15 protein-coding genes are annotated in these 21783 nt (G+C 72.8%); 10 read left to right on the top strand and 5 right to left on the bottom strand.

Annotated features, from left to right (window positions below):
* Positions 1-118: 118 nt before the first annotated feature.
* Genes L107_RS01480 through L107_RS01470 form a run of 3 tightly spaced genes read left to right on the top strand, consistent with a single transcriptional unit; the run spans position 119 to position 5338 of the window.
* Positions 119-4195 carry a CHAT domain-containing protein gene (locus L107_RS01480; RefSeq protein ID WP_159816123.1) on the top strand — a complete coding sequence of 1359 codons (4077 nt, stop codon included), beginning with the start codon at positions 119-121 and terminating at the stop codon, positions 4193-4195.
* A gap of 45 nt (positions 4196-4240) precedes the next feature.
* Positions 4241-4600, top strand: coding sequence for a DUF3307 domain-containing protein (locus L107_RS01475; RefSeq protein ID WP_219903797.1), 360 nt, complete (start codon positions 4241-4243; stop codon positions 4598-4600).
* A gap of 36 nt (positions 4601-4636) precedes the next feature.
* On the top strand, positions 4637-5338 hold the full coding sequence (locus tag L107_RS01470) for a hypothetical protein (protein ID WP_159816122.1): 702 nt from the start codon (positions 4637-4639) through the stop codon (positions 5336-5338).
* Here L107_RS01470 and L107_RS01465 read toward each other — a convergent pair.
* Together L107_RS01465 and L107_RS01460 are read right to left on the bottom strand one after the other, a co-directional pair.
* Positions 5292-7244, bottom strand: coding sequence for a CHASE2 domain-containing protein (locus L107_RS01465; protein WP_159816121.1), 1953 nt, complete (start codon positions 7242-7244; stop codon positions 5292-5294). The genes L107_RS01470 and L107_RS01465 overlap by 47 nt on opposite strands.
* Complete coding sequence (locus L107_RS01460; RefSeq protein WP_159816120.1) at positions 7244-8725, bottom strand: mechanosensitive ion channel family protein; 1482 nt, start codon at positions 8723-8725, stop codon at positions 7244-7246. The genes L107_RS01465 and L107_RS01460 overlap by 1 nt, the downstream gene beginning before the upstream one ends.
* A gap of 87 nt (positions 8726-8812) precedes the next feature.
* On the opposite strand from L107_RS01460, the gene L107_RS01455 reads away from it, so the two are divergent.
* The 4 genes from L107_RS01455 (at position 8813) to L107_RS01440 (ending at position 13313) form a co-directional block, all read left to right on the top strand.
* Positions 8813-9517 carry an SIMPL domain-containing protein gene (locus L107_RS01455; protein WP_159816119.1) on the top strand — a complete coding sequence of 235 codons (705 nt, stop codon included), beginning with the start codon at positions 8813-8815 and terminating at the stop codon, positions 9515-9517.
* A gap of 88 nt (positions 9518-9605) precedes the next feature.
* Positions 9606-10325 carry a FecR domain-containing protein gene (locus tag L107_RS01450; protein WP_159816118.1) on the top strand — a complete coding sequence of 240 codons (720 nt, stop codon included), beginning with the start codon at positions 9606-9608 and terminating at the stop codon, positions 10323-10325.
* 4 nt (positions 10326-10329) lie between these two features.
* Positions 10330-11415 (top strand): hypothetical protein, encoded by a 1086-nt coding sequence (locus tag L107_RS01445; RefSeq protein ID WP_159816117.1) that lies wholly within the window; start codon positions 10330-10332, stop codon positions 11413-11415.
* Positions 11415-13313, top strand: a complete 1899-nt coding sequence (locus L107_RS01440) for an adenylate/guanylate cyclase domain-containing protein (protein WP_236550439.1) — start codon at positions 11415-11417, stop codon at positions 13311-13313. The genes L107_RS01445 and L107_RS01440 overlap by 1 nt, the downstream gene beginning before the upstream one ends.
* Here L107_RS01440 and speA read toward each other — a convergent pair.
* The gene (gene speA / locus L107_RS01435; RefSeq protein WP_159816115.1) at positions 13298-15310 is read right to left on the bottom strand and encodes a biosynthetic arginine decarboxylase; all 2013 of its coding nucleotides are present in this window, start codon (positions 15308-15310) and stop codon (positions 13298-13300) included. The genes L107_RS01440 and speA overlap by 16 nt on opposite strands.
* A gap of 17 nt (positions 15311-15327) precedes the next feature.
* Positions 15328-17484: an FUSC family protein gene (locus L107_RS01430; RefSeq protein WP_159816114.1), complete on the bottom strand. Its 2157-nt coding sequence runs from the start codon at positions 17482-17484 to the stop codon at positions 15328-15330.
* Positions 17485-17592: 108 nt separating this feature from the next.
* Here L107_RS01430 and ndk point away from each other — a divergent pair, with 108 nt between their 5' ends.
* The 3 genes from ndk to L107_RS01415 all read left to right on the top strand — a co-directional run bounded on the left by ndk (position 17593) and on the right by L107_RS01415 (position 20631).
* A complete protein-coding gene (ndk, locus tag L107_RS01425) occupies positions 17593-18051 on the top strand; it encodes a nucleoside-diphosphate kinase (protein WP_106219450.1) in 459 nt (152 codons plus the stop codon).
* Between the two features lie 70 nt (positions 18052-18121).
* Complete coding sequence (locus L107_RS01420; RefSeq protein ID WP_236550438.1) at positions 18122-18790, top strand: FecR domain-containing protein; 669 nt, start codon at positions 18122-18124, stop codon at positions 18788-18790.
* Positions 18790-20631 carry an adenylate/guanylate cyclase domain-containing protein gene (locus L107_RS01415; protein ID WP_159816112.1) on the top strand — a complete coding sequence of 614 codons (1842 nt, stop codon included), beginning with the start codon at positions 18790-18792 and terminating at the stop codon, positions 20629-20631. Before L107_RS01420 ends, L107_RS01415 begins: the two co-directional genes overlap by 1 nt.
* Here L107_RS01415 and L107_RS01410 read toward each other — a convergent pair.
* Positions 20628-21776, bottom strand: a complete 1149-nt coding sequence (locus L107_RS01410) for an FAD-dependent oxidoreductase (RefSeq protein ID WP_159816111.1) — start codon at positions 21774-21776, stop codon at positions 20628-20630. The genes L107_RS01415 and L107_RS01410 overlap by 4 nt on opposite strands.
* Positions 21777-21783 lie beyond the last annotated feature (7 nt).

Raw genomic sequence — 21783 nt, 5'->3', positions numbered from 1 at the left:
GGGGCCCATCTTGAGTAACCATTGCTACTTTTTATCCGGCAAGTTGGGCTGGATTCGCTTCCTTTGTCCGGTTGGGCTGACGCATCGGCGCCCACGCTTCGCGCCGCTGGGGTTCACCGTGGTGCTGGGGCTGGTGGTCTCCCCCGCCGCCGCCGGTGAGATCACCGCCACCGGCGGCAGTCTCGGCCTCGGCACGGTGGTCAATGGCCAGCTGGGCGGCAGTTGCTTCGGCGGTGCCTGTGCGATCCGGGGGGGCACGTCCGCCGGGGCCAATCTCTTTCACCGCTTCTCCGCATTCGACACCCGCGGGGCGATCACGGGGGTCACCCTCGATGTGGGCGGGCATCGCAACGTGATGGTGGGGGTCACCCACCCCCTGGGCAGCTTCATCGACAAGGCCGTCACCCTGAGCGAACGGGCCAACCTGGTCTGGCTCTCGCCGGGGGGAATCCGGCTCAGCGGCGCCGGCACATTCGGCAATGTCCAGCAGCTCAACCTGACGACCGCCACCAGCCTGCGGGTGGGAGAGGGGCGCTTCGACGTGCTCGGCACCACGGCCGCCGCGGCCGCCGCCCTGGCGGGCGCCCCGGCCCTGGGTGCGGCCGGCCTGGGCACCGATGCCGCCACCCTGGCCCGGCTGGGCCTCACCGCCCAGGGGGATCTGGCCCTCGACGGCGGCCTGCTCACCGTCGATGGAGGCCTGCTGCTTGATGCCCAGGGCGGCCATGTGCTGCTGGGGGGAGCCCGGCTGCAGGCGCCCGGGGGGACCGTGGTCCTGCAGGGTCAGGAGGTGACGCTCCAGGACAGCACCGTGGAGGTGTCCGGTCCGGCCGGCGGCAGCATCCGGGTCTCCGGTGACCGGGTCTCCATGGCCGGCTCCAGCCTGCGGGCGGATGCCACCGGGGCCGGCCGGGGCGGCAGCATCGAGGTCCTGGGCAGGGAACGGGCCGCTATCCAAGGGGTCATCAGCGCCCGGGGCGGTCCCCAGGGTGGTGATGGCGGCTTCGTCGAAACCTCGGCCAGCCGCCTGGCGCTCTCCGCCGCACCGGATCTGTCGGCGGCGCTGGGGCGGGGCGGCACCTGGCTGATCGACCCCCGTGACATCGCCATCGTTCCGAGCGGATCGGGCGGCGGCTCTCCCCCCGGCGGTTCCGGTGGGGGGCTGCCGGGCTCCGCGTCACTGATCGATGTGGGGCTGATCAACACCGCCCTCAACGGCGGCCAGACGGTGATCGTGGACACCACCGATCCCGCCGGGACCCAGTCGGGCACCATCTCCCTGCTGGCCTCGGTCGAGAAGACGTTCGGCCCGGATGCCGCCCTCGAGCTGCGGGCCGACGGGGGCCTTGTGATCAACGCTCCCGGCGTGGATCCCGCGGCCTTCTCCAACACCTCCACGGTGGGCCGGCTGGATGTGGATCTCTGGTACCAGAAGTCCGCCGACCCCTCCACGCCGGTGGGATCGATCAGCTGGCAGAAGGGCGCGGTGGACATCAACACCGGCACCCTGCGGATCCTCCAGGGGGCTTCGCGGATCGACGGCAACATCGAACTCACCGGCCCCACCGAACCCTTCAAGCTTCTGTCCGGCACCCTGCGGACCGGAGAGTTCAGCTGGAGCCCCTCGAGTTTCGGGGCCATTCAACTGTCGACCTTCAATTCTGGCCGGCCGGCCACTCTGGATGTCTCCAGGCGTTACGTCCAGGGACCCGGCCGCACGGTCACCGCCTTCTCGCGATCGTCGCTGCGGATCGGCCCTTCGGCCCAAAGCAGCCTCATCGACCGTGCCACCTACACGGATCCGACGCCCATCAAGACCACCCGGATCAATGTCGCCACGGGGGCGACGCTGGCGCTCAACCAGGCCACGATCTCCGGTCCCAACCTGGCCGTGGACAGCGGGGCCCAGCTGCAGCTGTCGGGAACCACCCGGCTGGCGACCCTCGACAACGCCGGATCGATCGTGATCGGTCCTTCGGCGACGCTGGACCTGCAGCGCGCCGTCGTCTCGCCCGGTTCCTCGATCGTGCTGCAGGGCAACGGCGCGGCGCGGCTGCGCATCGACGACAACACCTTCCGCAACGAAGGAACGATCCAGGGGTCCGGCCTGATCCAGGTGGACAACGCCCTGGGAGCGTTCATCAATGGGGGCTCCCCGCTGCCAGGGACGCCGGTGGCCACGCTCGATCCCGTCGGACCCCTCCGGATCCGTGCCGCCAGCTTCACTCTCGAGCCCAGAAGCGAGCTGCTGTTCGATCTCTCCTCGGCTGACCAGCTCTCCGTCTTCGGCGACACCCTCCTCGGCGGAGGACTGGAGGTGGTGTCACCGCCGGTCGTGGGGGTCATCACCCCCTTCGAGCTGATCAGGGCCCGCAGCATCACCGGAGCCTTCGAGCCCGCCAGGGTGTCCCTGGCCCCTGGGTTCACGCTGCAAGGCATCGTCACGACCGGCGATCCCCAGCTGCCCTTCAGCTTCGGCGGCGATCTGGCGGCGACTCCGGCGCCTCCCCCGGCGCCGCCCGACCCGCCCGTCACCCCCATCCCACCCGTCAGCCCCATCCCGCCCGTCACGCCGGCGCCGCCCCAGACGGTCACAGTCCCGGTCCGGGGAGCAACGGCTCCGGTGGCCTCCTCAGCGTTCTCCCCGTCGAGCCCGTCGTTCCTCCTGCCCGATCTCGGCTACCGCATCTTTCCGTCCACCCAGACCACCCCCTTCGGCTCCACCCTCACCAGCAGCCGGCGCGGGGTGGGCTCCGATGCCCTGGCGGTGAACCTTTCGGAGGCCGATTTCAGTCTCACTGGCGGGTCGCTGCCGGTGCCCGGTCCCCTCAGCGTCACCACCACCAGCCTGTCCCCGGCCCTCGTGGCCGCGGCGATCACCGACGGCGATCAGCAGCGCACCGAGGACGTGCGCCGCACCCTGGGGGATGTGGGAACGGCGGGGGAGTCCGGCGGAACCCTGCGCCTCGAGGAACTGCAGCAGCTGCTCAGCAAGGCCTCCCGGAAGGGGGACCGGGAGGACGAGCGCTTCAATCCGGCGGTGCTGATGGTGTCCTTCACCGAACAGAAGCCCGTGGCGGGCCAGGAGCCGAAGCCTGGGGCGGACCAGGGGCCCGGGGCCGCCGGCGCCACCGGGCCGAAGCCGGCCAATTCGTTCCTCGATCTGATCCTGCTCAGCCGCCGGGGGGAGCCCGTCGGCAAGCGCGTCGAGCTCTCCAGGGAGCGCTTCGGCGACCAGCTACGGGCGCTGTACCGGCAGCTGGCCCGTCTCGAGCCCCTGCAGGTGGACAATCCCCAGTCCCCGTCCCGGCAGATCCACCGGGCCCTGATCGAGCCCATCGCCGCGGAACTCCGGGCCAAGGGCATCACCACCCTGGTGATCGTTGCCGACCGGGGCCTCCAGGGTCTCCCCTTCGCGGCCCTCCACGACGGCATCAGTTACTTCGGTGATCGCTACGGCTTCTCGATCACCCCGTCCCTCAACCTCACCTCCTTCGGCCCTCCGCGCCAGACCCGGGGGCGGGTGCTGGCGGCGGGCGCCTCGGAGTTCGAGGGGCTCAGCCCCCTGCCCCTGGTGCCGGAGGAACTGGCCGGGATCCCGGAGGGGGTCGGGGTCGACCGCTTCCTGAACCGGAGCTTTTCCCCGGAGGTGCTGCTGAGCAAGGCGGCCGACCCGCGTTACGAGCGCCTGCACGTCGCCACCCATGCCGAATTCATGCCCGGTGGCCCCTCCCAGGCCCGCATCTACACCGGCACCGGCTCGGTGAGCCTGCAGGAGTTCGCCCGCCTGCGCCAGCAGCGCAGCGGCAGCCCGCTGGAACTGTTCGTGCTCAGCGCCTGTCGCACGGCCCTGGGTGACAGCGACAGCGAGCTCGGATTCGCCGGCCTGGCGCTGCAGGCGGGATCCCGCAGTGCCATCGGCACGCTCTGGTACGTGGATGATGTCGCCACCTCCGCCTATTTCCTGCAGCTTTATCGCTTCCTCGACCAGGGAATGCAGAAAGCCGAAGCCCTGCGGGCCACCCGCCAGGCCATGTCCACTGGCAAGGTGCGTCTGGAAGGCGATAAGGTCATCGGGTCCGATGGCCATCCCCTTCTCACGGAGCTGAGCCCATCCCAGCGGCGTCGAATTGCGGCGGGTGTGACCCATCCCTACTTCTGGGCCGGGGTTCAGTTGATCGGCACTCCCTGGTGAGGCCTCCCCTGACGAGCTTCTCCGGTCATCCCGGTTCTTCACTCTGTGCCTGATCTGTCAGCTGTCTTCAACGTCTTTCTGATGCTGGCGATGGCCCATTTCGTCGGGGATTTCGGGCTCCAGAGCGATCGCATGGCCCGGGAGAAATGCCCCGGTTGCGATGTGACTCTCGGCTGGGGTTGGTGGCTCACCTCCCATGCCGCCATCCATGGATGTCTGGTGGGAGCGATCACCCAGTCCCCCCTTTTGGGTGTGGCAGAATGGGTGGTGCATCTGTTGATTGACTTCGGCAAATGCCGACGTCTCTGGAGTCTGGCGTTTGATCAGGCGCTTCACATCATCACCAAGCTCCTCTGGGCCTGGCTGGCCATCCGTCAGGCATCGCCGGGCTTTTGGTTGTCATGAGTTGCCAGGCGCTCTTCTGAATCCTTGCCATCAGCCGTGGCCATGAAGACAGTGTTCTCTCAGCAATCGACCACCCGGCGCTGGGCCGCCGTCACGGCCCTGGCGGCAGCGCTCCTCGCCCTGGCCCCGCTGGCGGCGCTGGAACCGCCGCCAGCGCAGGCCCAGAGCGATCTGCGCAAGAGCTTCCCGGGGCGCCGGGTCGGCGGAGGCACCCGCGGTGACTGCTCCAGCCGTCTGCTGGCCCACCTGGTGCCGGCCAGCAGCGTCTTCGCCCCCGGCAAGGAGCGCTACCTCGGCCTGCTGGAAGGTCCCAGCGCCTCCCCCAGCCCCCTGGAGATCACCTTCCGCCCCCTGAGCGGCCGCGGCACCGCCGATGCGGCGATGGCCTCCGGCCAGCGCCGGGTGCTGCCGGCCTCCGCCCCGGGCATCACCCTGATCACCATGCCGTCTGTGAAGGTGCCGACGATCTGGGAGTCCAGCTACCTCTGCCCCGGGGCCGCGGCGACCCCCACCCCCGCCGACCCCCTCAACTTCGTCGCCGCCGACTCACCGCCGGCCCTCAGCCTGCTGGTGGCCGATGCCTCAAAGGAGGATGGGGCCGTCCAGGCGTCCCTGGTGAAGCTGCACCGCTCCTGCGGCGCCAGCGTGCCCCGGGAGGAGGTCGGCACCGCCTTCGGCCTGTCCGACCTGATCACGGCCCAGTGGCCCGAGCGGATTCCAGTGCGCTGTCCCGCCTGAGGCCACCCCGCAGCTCCCAGATGCGCAGGGGCTCGGTGCGCCCCTTGACGCTGATCGCCCCCCAGTCGAGCCAATCCAGCGGCAGGCCCTTGGGCAGCAGTTCCTCGGTGGTGGACGACACCAGCACGCGGCAGAGATTGGTCTGACGCTCCTTGTCGAGGCTCTCCAGCCGGGCGGCGCAGTTCACCGCATCGCCGATCACGGCGTACTCCAGCCGTTCGCTGCTGCCCATCGATCCGGCCAGGACCGGGCCGGAATGGACGCCGATGCGCAGCCCCATCGCCGGCGATCCCTCCTTCTGGAGCTCCTCGTTGAGGCTGGCCACGGCCCGCTGGATGGCCAGGGCCGCATCGATGGCCGCTTTCGCATCCGCCTCCTCGCCGCTGCTCAGGGGGGCCCCGAAGACCGCCAGCAGACCATCACCGGTGAACTTGTTGACCATGCCGCCCCGGCGCGTGATGGCCGGGACGAACAGGGCCATGCCCCGGTTCAGCCAGGCGAGCAGCTCTCCGGGACTGAGCCGTTCCGAGACGCTGGTGAACGAGCAGGTGTCCAGCATCAGCACCGTGACCGGCAGCTGGCGCCCCTCGAAGCGGCCGTCGCTGAGCAGGCCATCGCGCTGGTTCCAGAGCTGGCGCGCCACGGCTGGGGAGGTGGTCTGGCCGAGCAGCCGCTCGATCTGCTGGCGCTGCTTCTGGCTGGAGGCGCCCCGGCGCACCCAGGCCGCGCCGGCCATGGCGATCAGCCCGGTGAGGGGCAGGCTCAGCCCGATCCAGACGTAGTGATAGAGCAGCAGCACGGCGCCACCCACCATCACCACCGCCACCAGCCCCACCACGATCACGCTGCGGCGCAGCAGCACGAAGGCCTCCCCCAGCACGATCCCCAGCACCACCGCCACCACTTCGGCGAGCCGCTCCACCCAGCCGGGCAGCGTCCGCAGCCGCCGCGGATCGCCGGCCACGTAGCGATCCATCAGGCCGGCCAGCCGGTGGGCGTGGATCTCCACCCCCGGCACCAGCAGCTGTTTCGCCCCGAGGGCGGAACGGGTGTGGGGCACCGGGAACAGGTCCCGCAGGCTCGGCGCCGTGCTGCCGATCAGCACGATGTGGCCGCGGATCTGGTCGGCGGGGATCGGCCGGCGGCCCAGCACATCCTGGAGGTTCCAGAGGTGGAAGCTGCCGATCCTGTGGAAGGACAGCATCTGCTGGAAGCCGGCGGCATCGAGCTGGTCGTATCCCCCCGAGGCCGGCTCCAGCCACGGGCCCGGTTCCCGCCCCGCGTTCAGCCGCTGCCGCAGGCTGCGCTGGCCCCTGCCCAGCTCCAGCAGGCGCAGGGGCAGGGAGACGGTGGCCTCGTCCTGCCCGGCCACATGCACCAGATCGCGGCGGATCACCCCGTCGGCGTCGAGCACCAGATCGTTGAACCCCTGCCGGTCGGGCGGCGTGCCCGGCACCGGGCCGATGGCTTCGGCCACGTTGAAGATCGAGACGAGGCGGGGGTTGGTGCGGAACCGTTCCCGCAGGCAGGCCTGGCCGGGGCCCACCCCCTGGTCGCGGTAGATGTCGAGGCCGATCGCCACCGCCCCACCGGCGCTCAGGCGGTCGATCGCCTCGCACAGCACCCGGTCGTCGATGGGAAAGCCGTAGGTGGCCAGGTCCGATTCGTCGATGCCGATGATCGTGATCGGCTTGTCCGTGCCCGGCGGCGCCGGACGCAGGCTGGTGATCAGGTCGTAGAGCAGCAGGTTGAGGGTTTCATTGACGGGGCTGCGCTGCAGGGCCAGCAGCAGCAGCCCGGCGGCGGCGTAGGGGACGAGGGAGCGCAGGCCGTCCGCGAGGTGGAGCGCCCGCAGCCGTGCCGACCAGGACGACGCCTTGGGGCCGGGCGGGGTACCGCTGTCCATCAGCTGCCCTTGAAGGCGAAGAAGAGCCGCTTCATGGTGTCCAGCAGGGCGTTGGAGCGTTCCGAGTGCTGCTCGCGGTCGAGGTTCCGCAGCTCCGCCTGGCGCTCCTGGACCATGGCGGCGAAGCGCTCCAGCAGGTCCGGATTCTCGTCCAGCAGACCCTTGATGCTGTCCCGGTCCACCTCCAGCAGCAGGCACTCCTCGGTGGCCCGCACCGTGGCGCTGCGGGGGGCGTCGAGGAACAGGGTCATCTCGCCGAACACCTCGCCCGGCCCCAGCTGGCGCACGGCCACGGTGTGGCCAGGCTCCAGCTCCTTGAGGATCTCCACGGTTCCCCGCAGCACGTGGAACATGGAGCGCCCTTCGGCCCCCTCCTGCACCACCGCCTCGCCGGGGCCGTAGGCCACCAGGTGGCTGCCCTCCACCAGGGTCTCCAGCTGCTCGGCGCTCAGGTCGGTGAAGAGCCCCACGCTGGCCAGGGTCTGGCAGCACAGCTGGGGGGAGGGCCGGGCCGGGAGCTGGGGCCGGTCCCGGGAGCGGCGCGGCTGCAGCTCCCGCACCGGGAAGGGGATGCTCTGGCCCTCCCGGGCCAGGGCGTACCAGATCTGCTCGAGCAGGTCGCTGCGCAGGTCGCCGATGGCGCCGTCCCCCATCTCCCGCTGCCACACCTGCAGCTCGTAGGCGATGGCGCTGTCCTGGAACTCCTTGACGCGGATGCGGGGGGCGGGCTCCCGCAGCACCCGGGGATGCTGCAGCACCACCTTCTCCAGCAGGGCCCTGGCCTGGGCGGGCGGCAGGTCGTAATCGAGGCCGACCGTGAAGCGGTTGCTGACGGCCCCGGAGCGGCCCAGGTTGCGCAGTACCCGCTCGGTGACGAGGCTGTTGGGCACGACCACCAGCTGGCCGTCCATGTTGCGGAGCATGGTGTCCCGCCAGTTCACCTGCACCACCACCCCGCGCACGCCCTCATCCAGCTCGAGGAAGTCGCCTTCGGTGAACTCGTCCCCCAGCTGCAGCTCCAGGCCCGCGAACAGGTCCTTGAGGGACTCCTGGGCGGCCAGGCCGATCACGGCGGTGAGCACGGCGGAGGTGGTCACCAGGCCCACCAGATCCAGCCGCGCCGACTGGCGCACCAGCACCACCGTGGCCAGGGCGCCGCCGCCGGCGGTGAGCAGCTGCAGCAGCAACTGCGGCGGCGGCCGCCACAGCCCCAGATGGGCGGGCACCTGCAGGACCGCCCACAGGGCCACCAGGATGGCGGCATAGGTGAGCAGCAGGTCATCGGTGAGCAGCACCCAGACCCGGTAGGCCGGCGGCAGCCCCTGCAGCGGCAGCGAACTCAGCAGGGCCCAGGCGCCGATGGCCAGCAGCGGCAGCCGCAGCGGCACCGCCGGCAGGGCCCTGTGGCGGCAGAGACGGGCCAGCACCAGCAGCCCGGCCGTGGCGGCCAGGGCGCCGATCCAGATCTGCAGCAGGGCCAAGGCGCGCGCTTCGATCGCCCCATCCTGCCGCCGATCCTGGCGTTCGGCTCCGCGGGCGAGCAGGCTGGCTCCAGCCGTCCCTTCGCCATGCGACCGATCGTCCTGCGTCCCCTCGCCGTCCTGCTGGGTCTGGCGGCGCTCGGCACCGGGCCCGGTGCCGCCGTCGCCCAGGTGCAGCTGCGCTGCGACGGCACCCTGCTGGAGGCCAGGGGCAGCGCCGAGCAGGAACGGCCCACCCGGCGGCTGTCCTTCTCCCTGGCGCTGGAGGCGGAGGGCCCCACCGCCGACGCCGCCCTCCAGGGCCTGCAGGAGCGGCTGGCGGCGGTGCGTCAGGCCCTGCAGCGGCTGCAGGTGGAGGAGCTGCGGGTCACCTCACCGAGCACCTGGCAGCGCGAGGCCGATCGCCGCCGGCCGGCGGCGGTGACGGCCAGCCTGCAGGTGAGTGGCCGGCTGGCTCCCGAGCGGCTGCAGCCCCTGATCCGGGAGGTGGGGGCCCTGAGCGGGGTGCGGCTGGCCCCGGTGGGCACCGAAGCCGATCGCGCCCAGGACGCGGCGGTGCGGCGCCAGCTGCTGCGGGCGGCCTACCAGGATGCCCTCACCCAGGCCCGCGACGTGGCCGCGGCGGTGGGCCTCAGCCGCCTGGCCCCCCTGGAGGTGCAGCTGGAGGGCAACGATTTCCAGCCGGTGATGATGCGCGCGGCCGCCGCCGAGGCCGCTCCCCCCTTCGATCCGGCCGAACTGGCCCAGCCCGTCAACCGCCTAGGGCTGATGGTGCGCTTCTGCGCCCGCTGAGGCGATTCCGGCGGCGTCGATGCGTGGCTTCGGTGCGTTTCCGGCACGGTTGAGCAGAATGGGCCATCCGCACCGGAGCCCTGAGCCCATGCGCCGCCGCCACCTGCCGAGCCTCTCGATGGTGCCGATTCTGGTGCTCCTGGTCGGTCCCGCCCTCGGGCCGCTGCCGGTGCGGGCCTCCGAAAGCGCGGTGGTGCAGGAGATCCTCGATGGCAACGAGCTCTTCATCGACGGCAAGACGGCCAAGGTGAAGCAGAAGGCCGTCGCCCCCCAGAAGGTCAGCACCCAGAACAGCCGGGGCCAGATCCGCTTCGACAGCGGTGCCGCCGGCCGCCTCAACCGCTTCGCCCTGCTCAAGCTGGGCCAGGGCTGCTTCCTGATCGAGAAGGGCCAGATCCTGGTGTCGGGCAAGCAGAGCGGCTGCACCCGCTCCGCCCGCCTCAGTGTGCGGGGCACCAACTACCTCCTGGACGTCAACGAGTCGGGGGAGGCGGAGATCTCCGTGCTGGAGGGGTCGGTGGAGGTGGAGCCGCTCGCCGACGGCGAACCCACCGGCAAGCCCGCCACCACCGTGGAAGCGGGCCAGAAGCTGCGCCTCTCCCCCGCCGGGGTGGTGCTGGCGATCCTGGGGCTGAGCGTCAGCGACTACAACAGCATCCTGGGCGGCCCCCTGTTCCAGGGGTTCCGGGTGCCGCTGCCGGCCTACGGCTCCCTGGAGAGCTACATCCGCTCCCGGGTGCCGGGGGTGAACCTGCCGGTGCCGATCAGTCCACCGTCGCTGCCCTTCGGTCTGCCGCGCCTCTTCTGAGCCGGTGATCCGCCCGCTCCCGCTCCGGATGACGGCTTTGGCGGTGGCCCTGGCCTGGCCCAGCGGCAGCGTGGCCAGCACCAGCCCGTCGGCGGTGGTGCAGGAGATCCTCGATGGGCCGGAGCTGTTCATCGAACGCCGCCAGGCCCACGTGCGGGAGCGGGCGATCGCGCCCGAGCTGGTCCGCACCCAGAACAGCCGCGGCCAGCTGGGCTTCGCCGGTGGGGCCGCCGGCCGCCTCAACCGCTTCACCCAGCTGCGGCTCGGCAGCACCTGCTTCCTGCTCAGCAGCGGCCAGATCCTGGTGTCCGGCCGGCAGAACGGCTGCACCCGCTCCTCGCGGCTGAGCACCCGGGGCACCAACTACCTGATCACGCTGCTGGACGGCGGTGAGCAGGACGTGACGGTGCTGGAGGGTTCGGTGGAGCTCCAGCCCCTCGCCGATGGACGGCCCCTGCCCGGGGCGCCGCTCCTGGTGGCCGGAGGGAACCGGGTCCGGCTTTCCAGCCAGGGGGCCCTGCTCTTCCAGCGACCCCTCACGGCGGACGACTACGCCGCCATCCTCCGGGGACCTCTCTTCGAGGGATTCACCGTCCCCCTGCCCGGCATGGCGGCGCTGGAGGCCTTCGTGCGGCGCCGTTTCCCGGAGGTGAGTGCCGCCCCGACCTCACCGGCGGTCAGCCGTGAACCCCTGGTGGAGACGGTCAACCGCTACCGGGCCCAGGCCGGGCGCCCCGCCCTGGAACCCCTGTCGGCGGACCTGGCGGCCCGCAACGCCGCCTATCTGGCCCCGGTGCTGGAGGGGTTGCTGGCCAGCCGCGACTGCGACCACGACCGTTCCCGCTGGGGGGCGTTCCAGGAGCGGATGGCGGCGACCGCCAGCCTCATGCCCACCAGTGAGGTGATCGCCTGCCCGATGCCGGCGGCCGCCTGGAATCCGGAGCGGATCGTGTCCCGCTGGATGGGCTCGCCCCTGCACACCCAGATCCTGATCAACCGTCCCAGGGCCCGGGCCATCGACTGCGTGCGGCTGGAGCGCTCCGGCCGGGCCGCCGCCATCTGCACGCTCTGGAGTCCGGTGCCGCGATGATGGCGCGACGCCGCAGCTTCCGGGTCCTGGTGGTGGCCGTGCTGGCCTGGGTGGGGGTCAGCGCCGGCTGGCCGGGACCCCGGATGCGGGTGTGGGAGCGGGGCGTGGAGCAGCAGCTGCTGCTGCTGCGGGGCCCGCGCCGGCCGCCGCCGAAGGTGGTGCTGGTCACGGTCGATGACGCCACCCTGCAGCAGGGGGACTGGTTCGAGGAGGAGGGCCGGATTCCGGACTGGGCCAAGGGCGTCGGCAGCCTGCCCTGGCCCCGGGCCACCTACGGGATGGTGGCGGAGAAGCTGCTGCAGGCCGGTGCCAGGGCCGTGGCCGTGAATGTGGTCTTCGAGGGGCCGAGCGGCAAGGGGCCGGCCGATGACGACGCCCTGGAGCTGCGGCTGCGGCGCTACCCCGGCCGGGTCGCCCTGGCGGCCGAGATGCTCGAATCCGACGACACCCAGGGGGCGGGAGCCCTCACCTTCGTGCGGCCGGAGCGCTTCCTGGCGGCCATCGGCGGCACCGGTTCCCTCGGGCTCACCAACATCCTCGCCGGCACCTCCAGCGAGCCCAGCCGCCACCCCGAGGCCTATGCCAGCGGCGTGCTCCCCGCCCGGGGCGCCGAGGGCCACAGCGCCCTCTCCTCCACCCTGCTGCGGCTGGGGGGCCAGCGCAGCCGCCAGGACGACCGGGCCAGCGCCCTCAATTTCTATGGCCCGGAGGGCAGCTTCCTGCGCCTGCCGGCCTGGGAGGTGCTCGACCCCGAGCGCTGGAAGAACCACCCGCTGCGCCAGGACGTGAAGGGGGCCCTGGTGCTGCTCGGCCCGGTGGTCGCCCAGGGGACCGACGGCTACCCCACCCCCTTCGGCCGCCTGTCGGGGCTGGAGGTGCTGGCCACCGCCACCGCCAACTCGCTGCAGGGGGACGGGCTGCAACCCTGGCCGCGCAGCGCCCCGGGACGGGCCCTGCTGGCCCTGCTGCCGCTGCTGCTCGTGCTGGCGGCGGCCCGCCGCTGGAGCGACCTGCGCTGGCGCCTCGCCCTGGTGGTGCTGGTGCTGGTCCTCCAGGGGGCGCTTGTCGTCGTGGCGCTGCAGCAGGCCAACCGCTGGCTGCCGCTGCTGGCGCCCTCCTCGGGCCTGGTGCTGCTGGGCCTGCTCTACGGGGGGGATGCCTACCTGCGGGAGGGCCAGGAGCGGCGGCGCCTGCGCCGCACCTTCGAGCGCTACGTGGCGCCCGGGGTGGTGGCGGAGATCCTCTCCGACCCGGAATCGGCCCAGGGGATCCTGCGCGGCCGCCTGCTGGAGGTGACCGTGCTGATGACCGACATCAAGGGCTTCACGGTGCTCACCAAGCAGCGCAGCGGTGAAGGCCAGAGCGAGCTGCACGTGCTCCAGCTCAACGAGTATCTGGGCGCCATGGTGGAGGTGGTCATGGCCCATGGCGGCACCGTCGACAAGTTCATCGGCGATGCGGTGATGGCGGTCTTCGGCTCACCGGTGAGCCGGGGGGTGGCCGAGGAGGCCAGCCAGGCGGTGCGCTGCGCCCTGGCCATGCGGGCGGCCCTGGCCCGCCTCAACGAGGACTGGGCACGGCGGGGCATCGCCACCCTCGACAACGGCATCGGCCTGGCCAGCGGCCAGGTGATGGTGGGCCAGATCGGCAGCCCGAAGCGGATGGAGTTCACCGTGATCGGCGACACGGTGAACCTCTCGGCCCGGCTCGAATCGGCCACCCGCAATGTGGACGCGGCGGTGGTGTGTGACGCCCAGACCGCCAGCCTGATCGCGGCCGACCCCGGGCTCTCCGCCCGCTCCCTGGGCCCCCAGGCGGTGAAGAGCCTCGGGGAGGTGGAGATCTTCACCGTCGCCCTGGCGGATCAGGCCGTGGCCGGGGATCAGGCTTCGAGATAAGTCGTTTGCTCCAGGCTGGCCCGCAGGTGGGCCATCAGGCGCCGCGCATCGCTGATCGCCAGGTCGCCCCGGCCGATCGCCTGCTCGCTGGCCAGCCGCAGCCGCTCCAGCAGCAGGTCGGGGTCGTGCTCCATCGCCTCGAGCACTTCGGCGTTGGTGTTGCCCCGCACCACGTGGTCAACCCGGTAGCCGCCGCCGGCCGCCAGCCGGATGTGCACCGCGTTGGTGCTGCCGAACAGGTTGTGCAGGTTGCCCATCACCTCCTGGTAGGCGCCGCCGAGGAACAGCCCGATCCAGTAGGGCTCCCCGGGCCGCAGGCCGTGCAGTTCCAGCAGCGGCTTCACCTGGCCCCGGTCGATGAAGCGGGCGATCTTGCCGTCGGAATCGCAGGTGAGGTCGGCGAAGCTGCCCAACCGGGTGGGGCGCTCGTTGAGCCGGTGGATCGGCAGCACCGGGAACAGCTGGTCGATCGCCCAGGTGTCGGGCGCCGAGCGGAACACCGAGAGGTTGGCGTAGTAGGTGCCGGCCAGCGCCGCCGGCAGGGCCTGGAGCTCCTGGGGGATCACGGTGCCCGGGGGCAGGCCTTCGAGCTGGCGGGCGATCGCCTGGCAGCTGGCCCAGGTGAGTCGCTCGGCGGTGGCCCGCTCCGGCAGGCCCAGGTAACCGAGCCGGAAGGCGGTGAGGGCGTCCTCCTTGAACTTGAGGGCATCGTTCCAGGCCTCCTGCAGCCGTTCCACCACAGCCCGTCCCTCGCCGTCGTTCGCATCGACGCCCCCCGCCGCGGCGATCGCGGTGATCGCCCCATGGGTGTCGCGCAGGTTGCGCAGGATCAGGGCCTCGTCGTCGGCCGCCGGAGGCACCGACTCGCTGTGGCCGCCGGCCCCGAGCACGTCGAACACCAGCACGCTGAAGTGGCTGGCCAGGGCCCGGCCGCTCTCGCTCACCAGCGTCGGGGGGCGGATGCCGTGGGGTTCACAGCACTCCCGCACGGTGGCGACGACGTCGTTGGCGTAGTTCTGCAGCGAGTAGTTGGTGGAGGCGGCGGTGGCGGTGCGGCTGCCGTCGTAGTCGATGCCCAGGCCACCGCCCACATCGAGGTAGCCCATCGGCGCCCCCAGGCGGGTGAGCTCGGCATAGATCTGTCCCGCTTCCTGCAGGGCGTCCTTGAGGACGGCGATGTCGTTGATCTGGCTGCCGATGTGGAAGTGCAGCAGGCGCAGGTCGTCGAGCAGGCCCGCTTCCCGCAGGCGCTCCACGGTGGCGAGCACGTCGGGGATCGAGAGGCCGAACTTGGCCCGCTCCCCCACCGAGCTGCCCCAGCGGCCGGTGCTGCGGGCCGAGAGCTTGGCGCGGATGCCGATGAACGGGGCCCCGCCCAGGGCGCTGCTGGCGGCGATGATCCGCTCCACCTCATCGGCCTGCTCGATCACCACCACCGGCTGGCGCCCCAGGCGCCGGGCCAGGATCGCCGTCTCGATGTAGCGCCGGTCCTTGTAGCCGTTGCAGATCAGCAGGGCGTCGGGATCGTCGAGCAGGGACAGGGCGATCAGCAGCTCGGCCTTGCTGCCCGCCTCCAGACCGAAGTGCCAGCGGCGGCCACTCTCCACCAGCTGCTCCACCACGTGGCGCTGCTGGTTGCACTTGACCGGGAACACCCCCTGGTAGCGGCCGTCGTAGCCGTACTGGGCGATGGCCCGCTCGAAGGCGGCGTGGAGCCGCTCCAGCCGGTCCTCGAGGATGTCGTCGAAGCGGATCAGCAGCGGCAGGGACAGGTCGCGCCCCTGCAGCTCCCGCACCAGTTCCACCAGATCAAGGGAGCCGCCGCGGTCGCCCCGGGGCTGCACAATCACCTGGCCCCGGGCGCCCACCCCGAAGTAGGGATCCCCCCAGCGGTCGAGCCCGTACAGGGCCGCTCCGTCGGCGGCGCTCCAGGTGTCGGATCGCCCGACGGGAGCGGAGGGCGCGCCCGGCGGGCTGGTCGGTTCGGCGAACACCATCGCAGCCTTGGGTTGGCTCAGGCCTGAGGGGGGCAATCTAGGCGGGGCGCCGGGGCCGCCCCGTTCTGCCAGTCGCTCCAGACGGTGACGGCGTCGTGCAGCCCGATGACCGGATCGACGAGCCGGCCCAGCTGCCGGGCCAGGGGGTCGCCGCCGCCGTCCGGCCGCGGCCGCTCCGGCGGTTCCGGCGGCCGCCCGTGCTGCTCCAGTGCCGTGGCCAGGGCGGCCAGCGACGCCGGCAGGTGCTCCCGCTGCACCCGGATGCCGGCCGGCAGGGGCCGCCCGTCGCGCCGGGGATCGCCGCGGCCCAGCACCACCGCGGCGTCGATCAGCCGCTGGCTGTGGAGCAGGAAGGCCATCAGGGGCACCGCCATCGCCCGGTGGGCGGGCTTCTCGCTCAGGAAACGCTGGATGGAGACATGGGCGTTGCCCATCTCCAGGCGCACCTCGGCGGGGGTGGCCAGCGGCCCCGGCGCGGCCAGCGGCGGCTCCAGCAGCCGGTCGAGCACCTGCTGCACGAAGCGGGCGTTGCAGCGCAGGCTGGCCGCCAGCCGGGCCGGCAGCTGGGACCGTTCCCAGCGCGGCAGCACCAGATGGATGGCGGCCAGGGCCAGGGCGGCACCGATCAGGGTGTTGGCGATCCGCCACAGGGCCAGATTCCAGTCGCCGGGCTGGTCGATGTCCTTGTAGAGGACGATCCAGGGGGTGAGGAAGAAGACGAACAGGCCGTAGTTGACCGGCAGCACCGCCATCATCACGAGGGTGAGGGGCACCAGCAGCAGCACCAGCATCAGCGGGTGGGGGAAGCAGGTGGCCAGCACGATGGCCAGGATCCCCCCCAGCACGGTCCCCAGCACCCGCTGGCCGGTGCGTGCCAGCGTCTCCCCCGCCGAGGGCCGCAGGATCACCGAGACCGTCAGGGTGATCCAGTAGCCGATCGGCAGGGCGAAGAGGGTGTAGACGGCCACGGCGGCGGCTGAGGCCACGCCGAAGCGCAGGCCGTGGCGGAACACGCTCGACTCCAGGGTCAGGTTCGCCCGCAGCGTCGCCCAGCCCTGGACCAGGGCGGCACGGCCCCCGGCGCCGCCAAGGGCCGCCGGCGCCTGGGCCGGCGTCAGCGCCGTCATGGGGATGGCCTCGCCGGCCCCGTCCAGGGTGGCGATCCAGTGGGCCAGGGTCGCCTGAATCTGCCGGTAGGCGTCGCGCTGCGCCGGCTCGAGGCTTTCGATCGCCCCGGCGATCCCCTCCAGCTCCTGCCGCAGGTCCTGCAGGGCGGGCAGGGGGCCCCGCCCCAGCAGCGCCTGCTCCAGCTGCAGCAGGGCGTCGACGCAGCGGCCGTTGAGGGCCTGCAGGCGCCGGTGCACGGCGGGCGCCTCCGCTGCCGGGATCGCCGCCAGCAGGTCCCCCAGGGCCGCACTGGTCACGAACAGGGTGTCGGTGGTCTCGATCAGGCGCGTGAAGGCCCCGTCGGCGGGGCTGGCCCCCAGGCGGCCGCTGCGGGTGTCCGCCAGGGTGGTCCGGGCGCTGCCGAGGGCGTCGCGGACCCTGAGCTTTTCGGTGTAGAGCTGCGCTTCCGTGGCCGGCGGCCCGCCATCGGCGGGGCAGGCCAGGCGGTGGTAGCGGGCGACGGCCCGATGGGCAGCGGCCAGGGCGATCCGCACCGGCCGGTAGGGCCGCAGCGGCCAGAGGACGACCGCCAGCAGGGTGGCCCAGCCCCCGCCGGCCAGATAGAGCAGCGACCAGTCCAGGGCCTTGGCCGGATCGGGGTCGGAGACGTTGATGCCGATCAGGAAGCACCAGGCCGTCACGAGCCCGATCAGGGCCCCGGCGTTGCCGTAGAGGGCCAGCATCCCGCAGCCCAGGGCCACGGCCGCCATCGCCGGCACGCACAGCCAGGGCCAGGCCGCCAGCCCGATGCCGCCGCCGAGGGCCAGGGCACCGAGGAGGGAGGCGAGGGCCATGGCCGTGGCCTTGGTGCGAAAGGCCCCGCCCGTATCCGCCATGTTCACGTACAGCCCCCCGAGGGCCATCCAGATCAGGGCGGGTTCGTGCAGCTGGGCGGCCGCCAGCAGCGGCGGCACGCTGGCCAGGGTGGTGCGCAGGCCGAGGCGGAGATTGGGCCCGGCCCCCGGCGCCGCCAGCCAGGTGGCCCGGCCTGTTGCTGCTCCGGGCATCCGTGGCGGCCGGGGTGGCCCCGATCGTATGGCCCCCGGCGGTCACGGGGTTGCTTGCCAAGCGGCAGCCCCAGCGCGGACGATGGCCCGAACACCTCTCCCTTCCCCATGGCCACCGAACGCACCTTCCTCGCCATCAAGCCCGACGGGGTGCAGCGGGGCCTGGTGGGCGAGATCCTCGGCCGCTTTGAGCGCAAGGGCTTCAAGCTGGTGGGCCTCAAGCAGCTGGTGCCCAGCCGGGAGCTGGCCGAGAGCCACTACGGCGTGCACCGCGAGCGCCCCTTCTTCGCCGGCCTGGTGGAGTTCATCACCAGCGGCCCGGTGGTGGCGATGGTGTGGGAAGGCGATGGCGTGATCGCCAGCGCCCGCAAGCTGATCGGCGCCACCAAGCCCCTGGAGGCCGAACCGGGCACCATCCGCGGCGACCTGGCGGTGAACATCGGCCGCAACGTCATCCACGGCTCCGATGCACCGGAAACGGCCGTGTTCGAGATCGGCCTCTGGTTCCAGCCCTCCGAGCTGTGTGCGTGGACGCCCGCCGACCAGGTGTGGCGGGTCGAGCCCTGAGCGGCCATCCTGGGGACCTTCCGGTCCCCTGGCCATGCAGTTGCGCAGGAGCCTCCGGCCTCCCGGGCCGATGACCCTGGCGCCCGTGGCCGTTCTGGTCGCCGGCCTGGCGTTGGCTCTGCCCGCCGCCGGCCCCCTCGCCGGGGCCACGGCGGCCCCCCGGGTGCCCCGGGTGGTGGAGGTGCCGTCCCGGCCGGCCTTCGTGCAGCCGCCGGCGGCGCCGGAGCGGCCGGCCCTGGTGGGCCAGGTGCTGCAGCCCTCCACCGTGCTGCGCACCGAGAATCCCGGCCGGCTGCAGATCCTGCTGGCCGATGGCCGCAGCTTCCGCCTGGGGGGCAATTCCCTGCTGCGGATCGAGCCGACGCTGCTGGATCTGGTGCGGGGCCGGATCATCGCCTGGATCGCTCCCGGGACGAAGGGTCCCACCCCCCTGCGGATCAGGACCCGGGTGGGGACGGCCTCGATCCAGGGCACCACGGTCTTCATCGAGACCACCGCCGACTCGGTTCTCTTCCTGAGCTGGGAGGGGCAGGTGGAGGTGCGCGCCGATGACGGCACCGTGTACCGGCTGAGCAGTGGCCAGCGGCTGGAGGCCACCCCCGGGGGCTGGAAGGGCCCGCGCCGCATCGACGCCACCGAGGCGAAGCTGCGGCGGCGCAACAGCGAGCTGCTGAACGGTTTCGGGGCGCCGATGGAGACGCTGCCGGTGCTGGAGCGCGAACTCGGACTCACCCCCTGATGCCCCCCTGGCCCGGGCTGGGGCGCCGGCTCTGGTGGCTGGCCCTGGCCGCCCCCCTGCTGGCGGGCCTCGATCGGGCGCCCGTCACCCCCCTGGGCCAGGGGCCGCGGCTGGTAGACGACCAGCTTCTTCAGAGCTTCTTCCAGCTGCGGGGGCCCCGCCCCGCCCCGGCCGATCCGGTGATCGTGGCCATCGATGCCGACTCCCTGGAGCTGGGGGAACTGCTGGCCCCCGCTGAACGGCAGGCGTCGCCCCTGTGGCGGCAGATGGGCCCCTGGCCCTGGCCCCGGGCCCTGCAGGCCCGGCTGGCGGCCCATGTGCTGGAGCAGGGGGCGGCCCGGGTGCTGTTCAACATCGAATTCAACCAGCCCAGCCGCTTCGGCCCCGCCGATGACCGGGCCTTCGCCGCCACCCTGGCCCCCTGGAGAGACCGGGTGCACCTGGCGGCGGTCTACGGCATTCAGGAGGAGGGGGGGCTGGTGCAGAGCCGCCTGCGGCTGCCCATCCACGCCATGGGCGCCCCCGGCCTCACCACCCTGCTGCAGTCGCCGCGGGGGGTGGTGGAGGCGGTGCCGGGCCAGGACTGGATCGAGGCCCGCCTGGGCGATTTCCCGCCGCCCCTGCCCCGGCCGATGGCCTTCCTGGTGCGCCCGGCGCCGCCGCCGCCGGCGCCGATGGGGCTCGACTATCCCGGCCCCGCCGGCACCATGCCCCGGGTGCCGGCCTGGAAGCTGCTGGAGGCGCCGCCGTCCACCTGGCGGGGACGCACGGTGCTGATCGGCGTCACGGCCCCGGGCCTGGGGGACCTGCAGGAGACGCCCTTCGGCCCCATGGCCGGCACCGAGATCCAGGCGGTGGCCGTTTCCAACGTGCTCCAGGGCGGTGGGCTGGGGCGGCTGCCCCTGGCGGGGGACGGGCTGCTGCTGCTGGGCTGGGGCGCCCTGGCGGGGCTGCTGCTGCGGCGTCCGGCCAGCGCCGGCGGCACCCTGCAGCTGGCCCTGGCCCTGGCGGGCGCGGCCCTGCTCGCCGGCGGGGCCCTGTGGGCCGGCGCCCTGCTGCGGCTGCCCCTGGCGGCCCTGCTGCTGGCCCCGCTGGCCGGGGGCGGGGTGCGGGCCGTGGGCCAGGGGCTGGCGGAGAGCCGGGAGCGGGCCTACCTGCACCAGGTGCTGAGCCGGCGCGTCTCCCCCACCCTGCTGCGCGACATCCTGCGCAGCCCGGGGCCGCTGTGGAACCAGGCGGTGGGCAGCCGGGCCCGCTGCGCCGTGCTGTTCAGCGACCTGGTGGGGTTCACGCCCCTGAGTGCCGTGCTGGAGCCGGCCGAGCTGTTCGCCCTGCTGAACCGCTACTTCGAGGCCATGGCCGCGGCGGTGCTGGAGCAGGAGGGCCTGCTCGACAAGTTCATCGGCGATGCGGTGATGGCGGAGTTCGGGGTGCCGCGCAGCCGGGGGGATGCCGAGGAGGCCCGGGCCGCGGTGCGGGCGGCCCTGGCGATGCAGGAGCGGCTGGAGGCTCTCAACCTGGAGCTGGCCGCGGCGGGCACCCCACCGTTGCGGCACGGGATCGGGCTCCACTTCGGCGAGGTGATCGCCGGCAACCTGGGCTCCTCCCAGCGCCTGGAGTTCACCGTCGTGGGGGCCAGCGTCAACGTGACCAGCCGCCTGGAGGGGCTGACGCGCCTGTTCCCCGAGCACCCGATCCTGGTCAGCGGCGACCTGCTGGCCCTGCTGCCGGGGGAGCTGGCGGTGCTGCCGCTGGGGAGCCACCGGATCAAGGGCTGGCCCGTGCCCCTGGAGGTGTTTGCCCTGCAGGGGCTGCGGCCGCCGGGGGCGGCCCCGGGCTAGGCCGCGGCCGGGAACGGCCGGTCCCAGCGGAAGGGCGCCAGCAGGGCGTCGCCCGCCGCGTCGGCTCCGGAGCCCTGGCCGGCCCCGGTGATCGCCGCGGCGATCCGCTCCGCCGTGATGGCCGCCAGCAGCACGCCGTTGCGGTGGTGGCCCGTGGCCAGCCAGAGCCCCTCGATGGGGCCGGGGCCCAGCAGCGGCGCGTCGTCGGGGGTGCCGGGCCGGAAGCCCCACCAGCGCTCCATCGGCGGCCACAGGGCCGCCTCCGGCAGCAGGGCGGCGATGCCGGCCTGCAGCTGCTTCTGGCCCTCGGGGGTGAGGCCGTCGTCGAAGCCGGCCTGGGGTTCGCTGGTGGCGCCCACCACCAGCAGGCCGTCCTGCCGCGGTACCAGGTAGGTGCCGGGCCCGAACAGGACCCGCTCGAGGCTGGCCCTGGGGCCCTGCAGCGACAGCATCTGCCCCTTCACCGGATGCACCGGCAGCTCGGGCAGCAGCTGGCCGCTCCAGGCGCCGCAGGCGAGCACGGCCGTGGTGGCGGCGATCGTGTGCTCGCCCCCCTCGGCCCGGCGCAGCCGCACCCCCCGCAGGCGTCCACCGTCGCCGGTGAGCAGCTCCAGCACTTCGGTGCCCTCCTCGAAGCGCACCCCCAGGGCGACGCAGGCCCGCTCCAGGGCGCGCATCAGGCGGCGGCGGTTGTCGATCTGGCCGTCCTGGGCAAACAGCAGCCCCGCCCGCCAGGCGGGTCCGATCCCCGGCACCTCCCGCTCCAGCCCCGCCCGGTCGAGGGGCTCGCCGAAGGGGGCGGTGGGGTAGGCGTCCCGCTCGGCGGCACTGGTGAAGGGGACGACGATGCCGCAGGGGCGCAGGCCGCAGGGGAGGCCGCTGTCGGCCTCGATCCGCGCCACCCAGGCCGGAATGCGCTCCAGGCTGGCCTGGCCCAGGGCCAGCATCGGCCCGCTGAGGCCCTCGGCGTGGGGGGCCAGCATCCCGGCGGCCACGAAGCCGGCCGCCTCGCTGCGGCGGCGGCTGAGCACGGTGGCGCTGCGGCCGAGACGGGCCAGCTGGTGGGCGATGGCCAGGCCCATCAGGCCGCCACCGAGGATCAGGACGGGTTCGGCGTCGGGAGGGGGGCCAGCCAGGGGGCGCATCTCCAGC

It is taken from the genome of Cyanobium sp. Copco_Reservoir_LC18, assembly GCF_009834675.1.
Taxonomy (GTDB): Bacteria; Cyanobacteriota; Cyanobacteriia; order PCC-6307; family Cyanobiaceae; genus Cyanobium; species Cyanobium minutissimum.
The sequence above is the reverse complement of the archived record's forward strand: the minus strand, read 5'-3'. Positions and strand labels throughout refer to the sequence as shown.

What these genes read in the sequence shown, in the direction of transcription:
- L107_RS01465 (WP_159816121.1), bottom strand. Translation starts at nt 7,244, where the DNA reads ATGGACAGCGGTACCCCGCCCGGCCCCAAGGCGTCGTCCTGGTCGGCA.
- L107_RS01455 (WP_159816119.1), top strand. Translation starts at nt 8,813, where the DNA reads ATGCGACCGATCGTCCTGCGTCCCCTCGCCGTCCTGCTGGGTCTGGCG.
- L107_RS01450 (WP_159816118.1), top strand. Translation starts at nt 9,606, where the DNA reads ATGCGCCGCCGCCACCTGCCGAGCCTCTCGATGGTGCCGATTCTGGTG.
- L107_RS01440 (WP_236550439.1), top strand. Translation starts at nt 11,415, where the DNA reads ATGGCGCGACGCCGCAGCTTCCGGGTCCTGGTGGTGGCCGTGCTGGCC.
- speA (WP_159816115.1), bottom strand. Translation starts at nt 15,310, where the DNA reads ATGGTGTTCGCCGAACCGACCAGCCCGCCGGGCGCGCCCTCCGCTCCC.
- L107_RS01430 (WP_159816114.1), bottom strand. Translation starts at nt 17,484, where the DNA reads ATGCCCGGAGCAGCAACAGGCCGGGCCACCTGGCTGGCGGCGCCGGGG.
- ndk (WP_106219450.1), top strand. Translation starts at nt 17,593, where the DNA reads ATGGCCACCGAACGCACCTTCCTCGCCATCAAGCCCGACGGGGTGCAG.
- L107_RS01420 (WP_236550438.1), top strand. Translation starts at nt 18,122, where the DNA reads ATGACCCTGGCGCCCGTGGCCGTTCTGGTCGCCGGCCTGGCGTTGGCT.
- L107_RS01415 (WP_159816112.1), top strand. Translation starts at nt 18,790, where the DNA reads ATGCCCCCCTGGCCCGGGCTGGGGCGCCGGCTCTGGTGGCTGGCCCTG.
- L107_RS01410 (WP_159816111.1), bottom strand. Translation starts at nt 21,776, where the DNA reads ATGCGCCCCCTGGCTGGCCCCCCTCCCGACGCCGAACCCGTCCTGATC.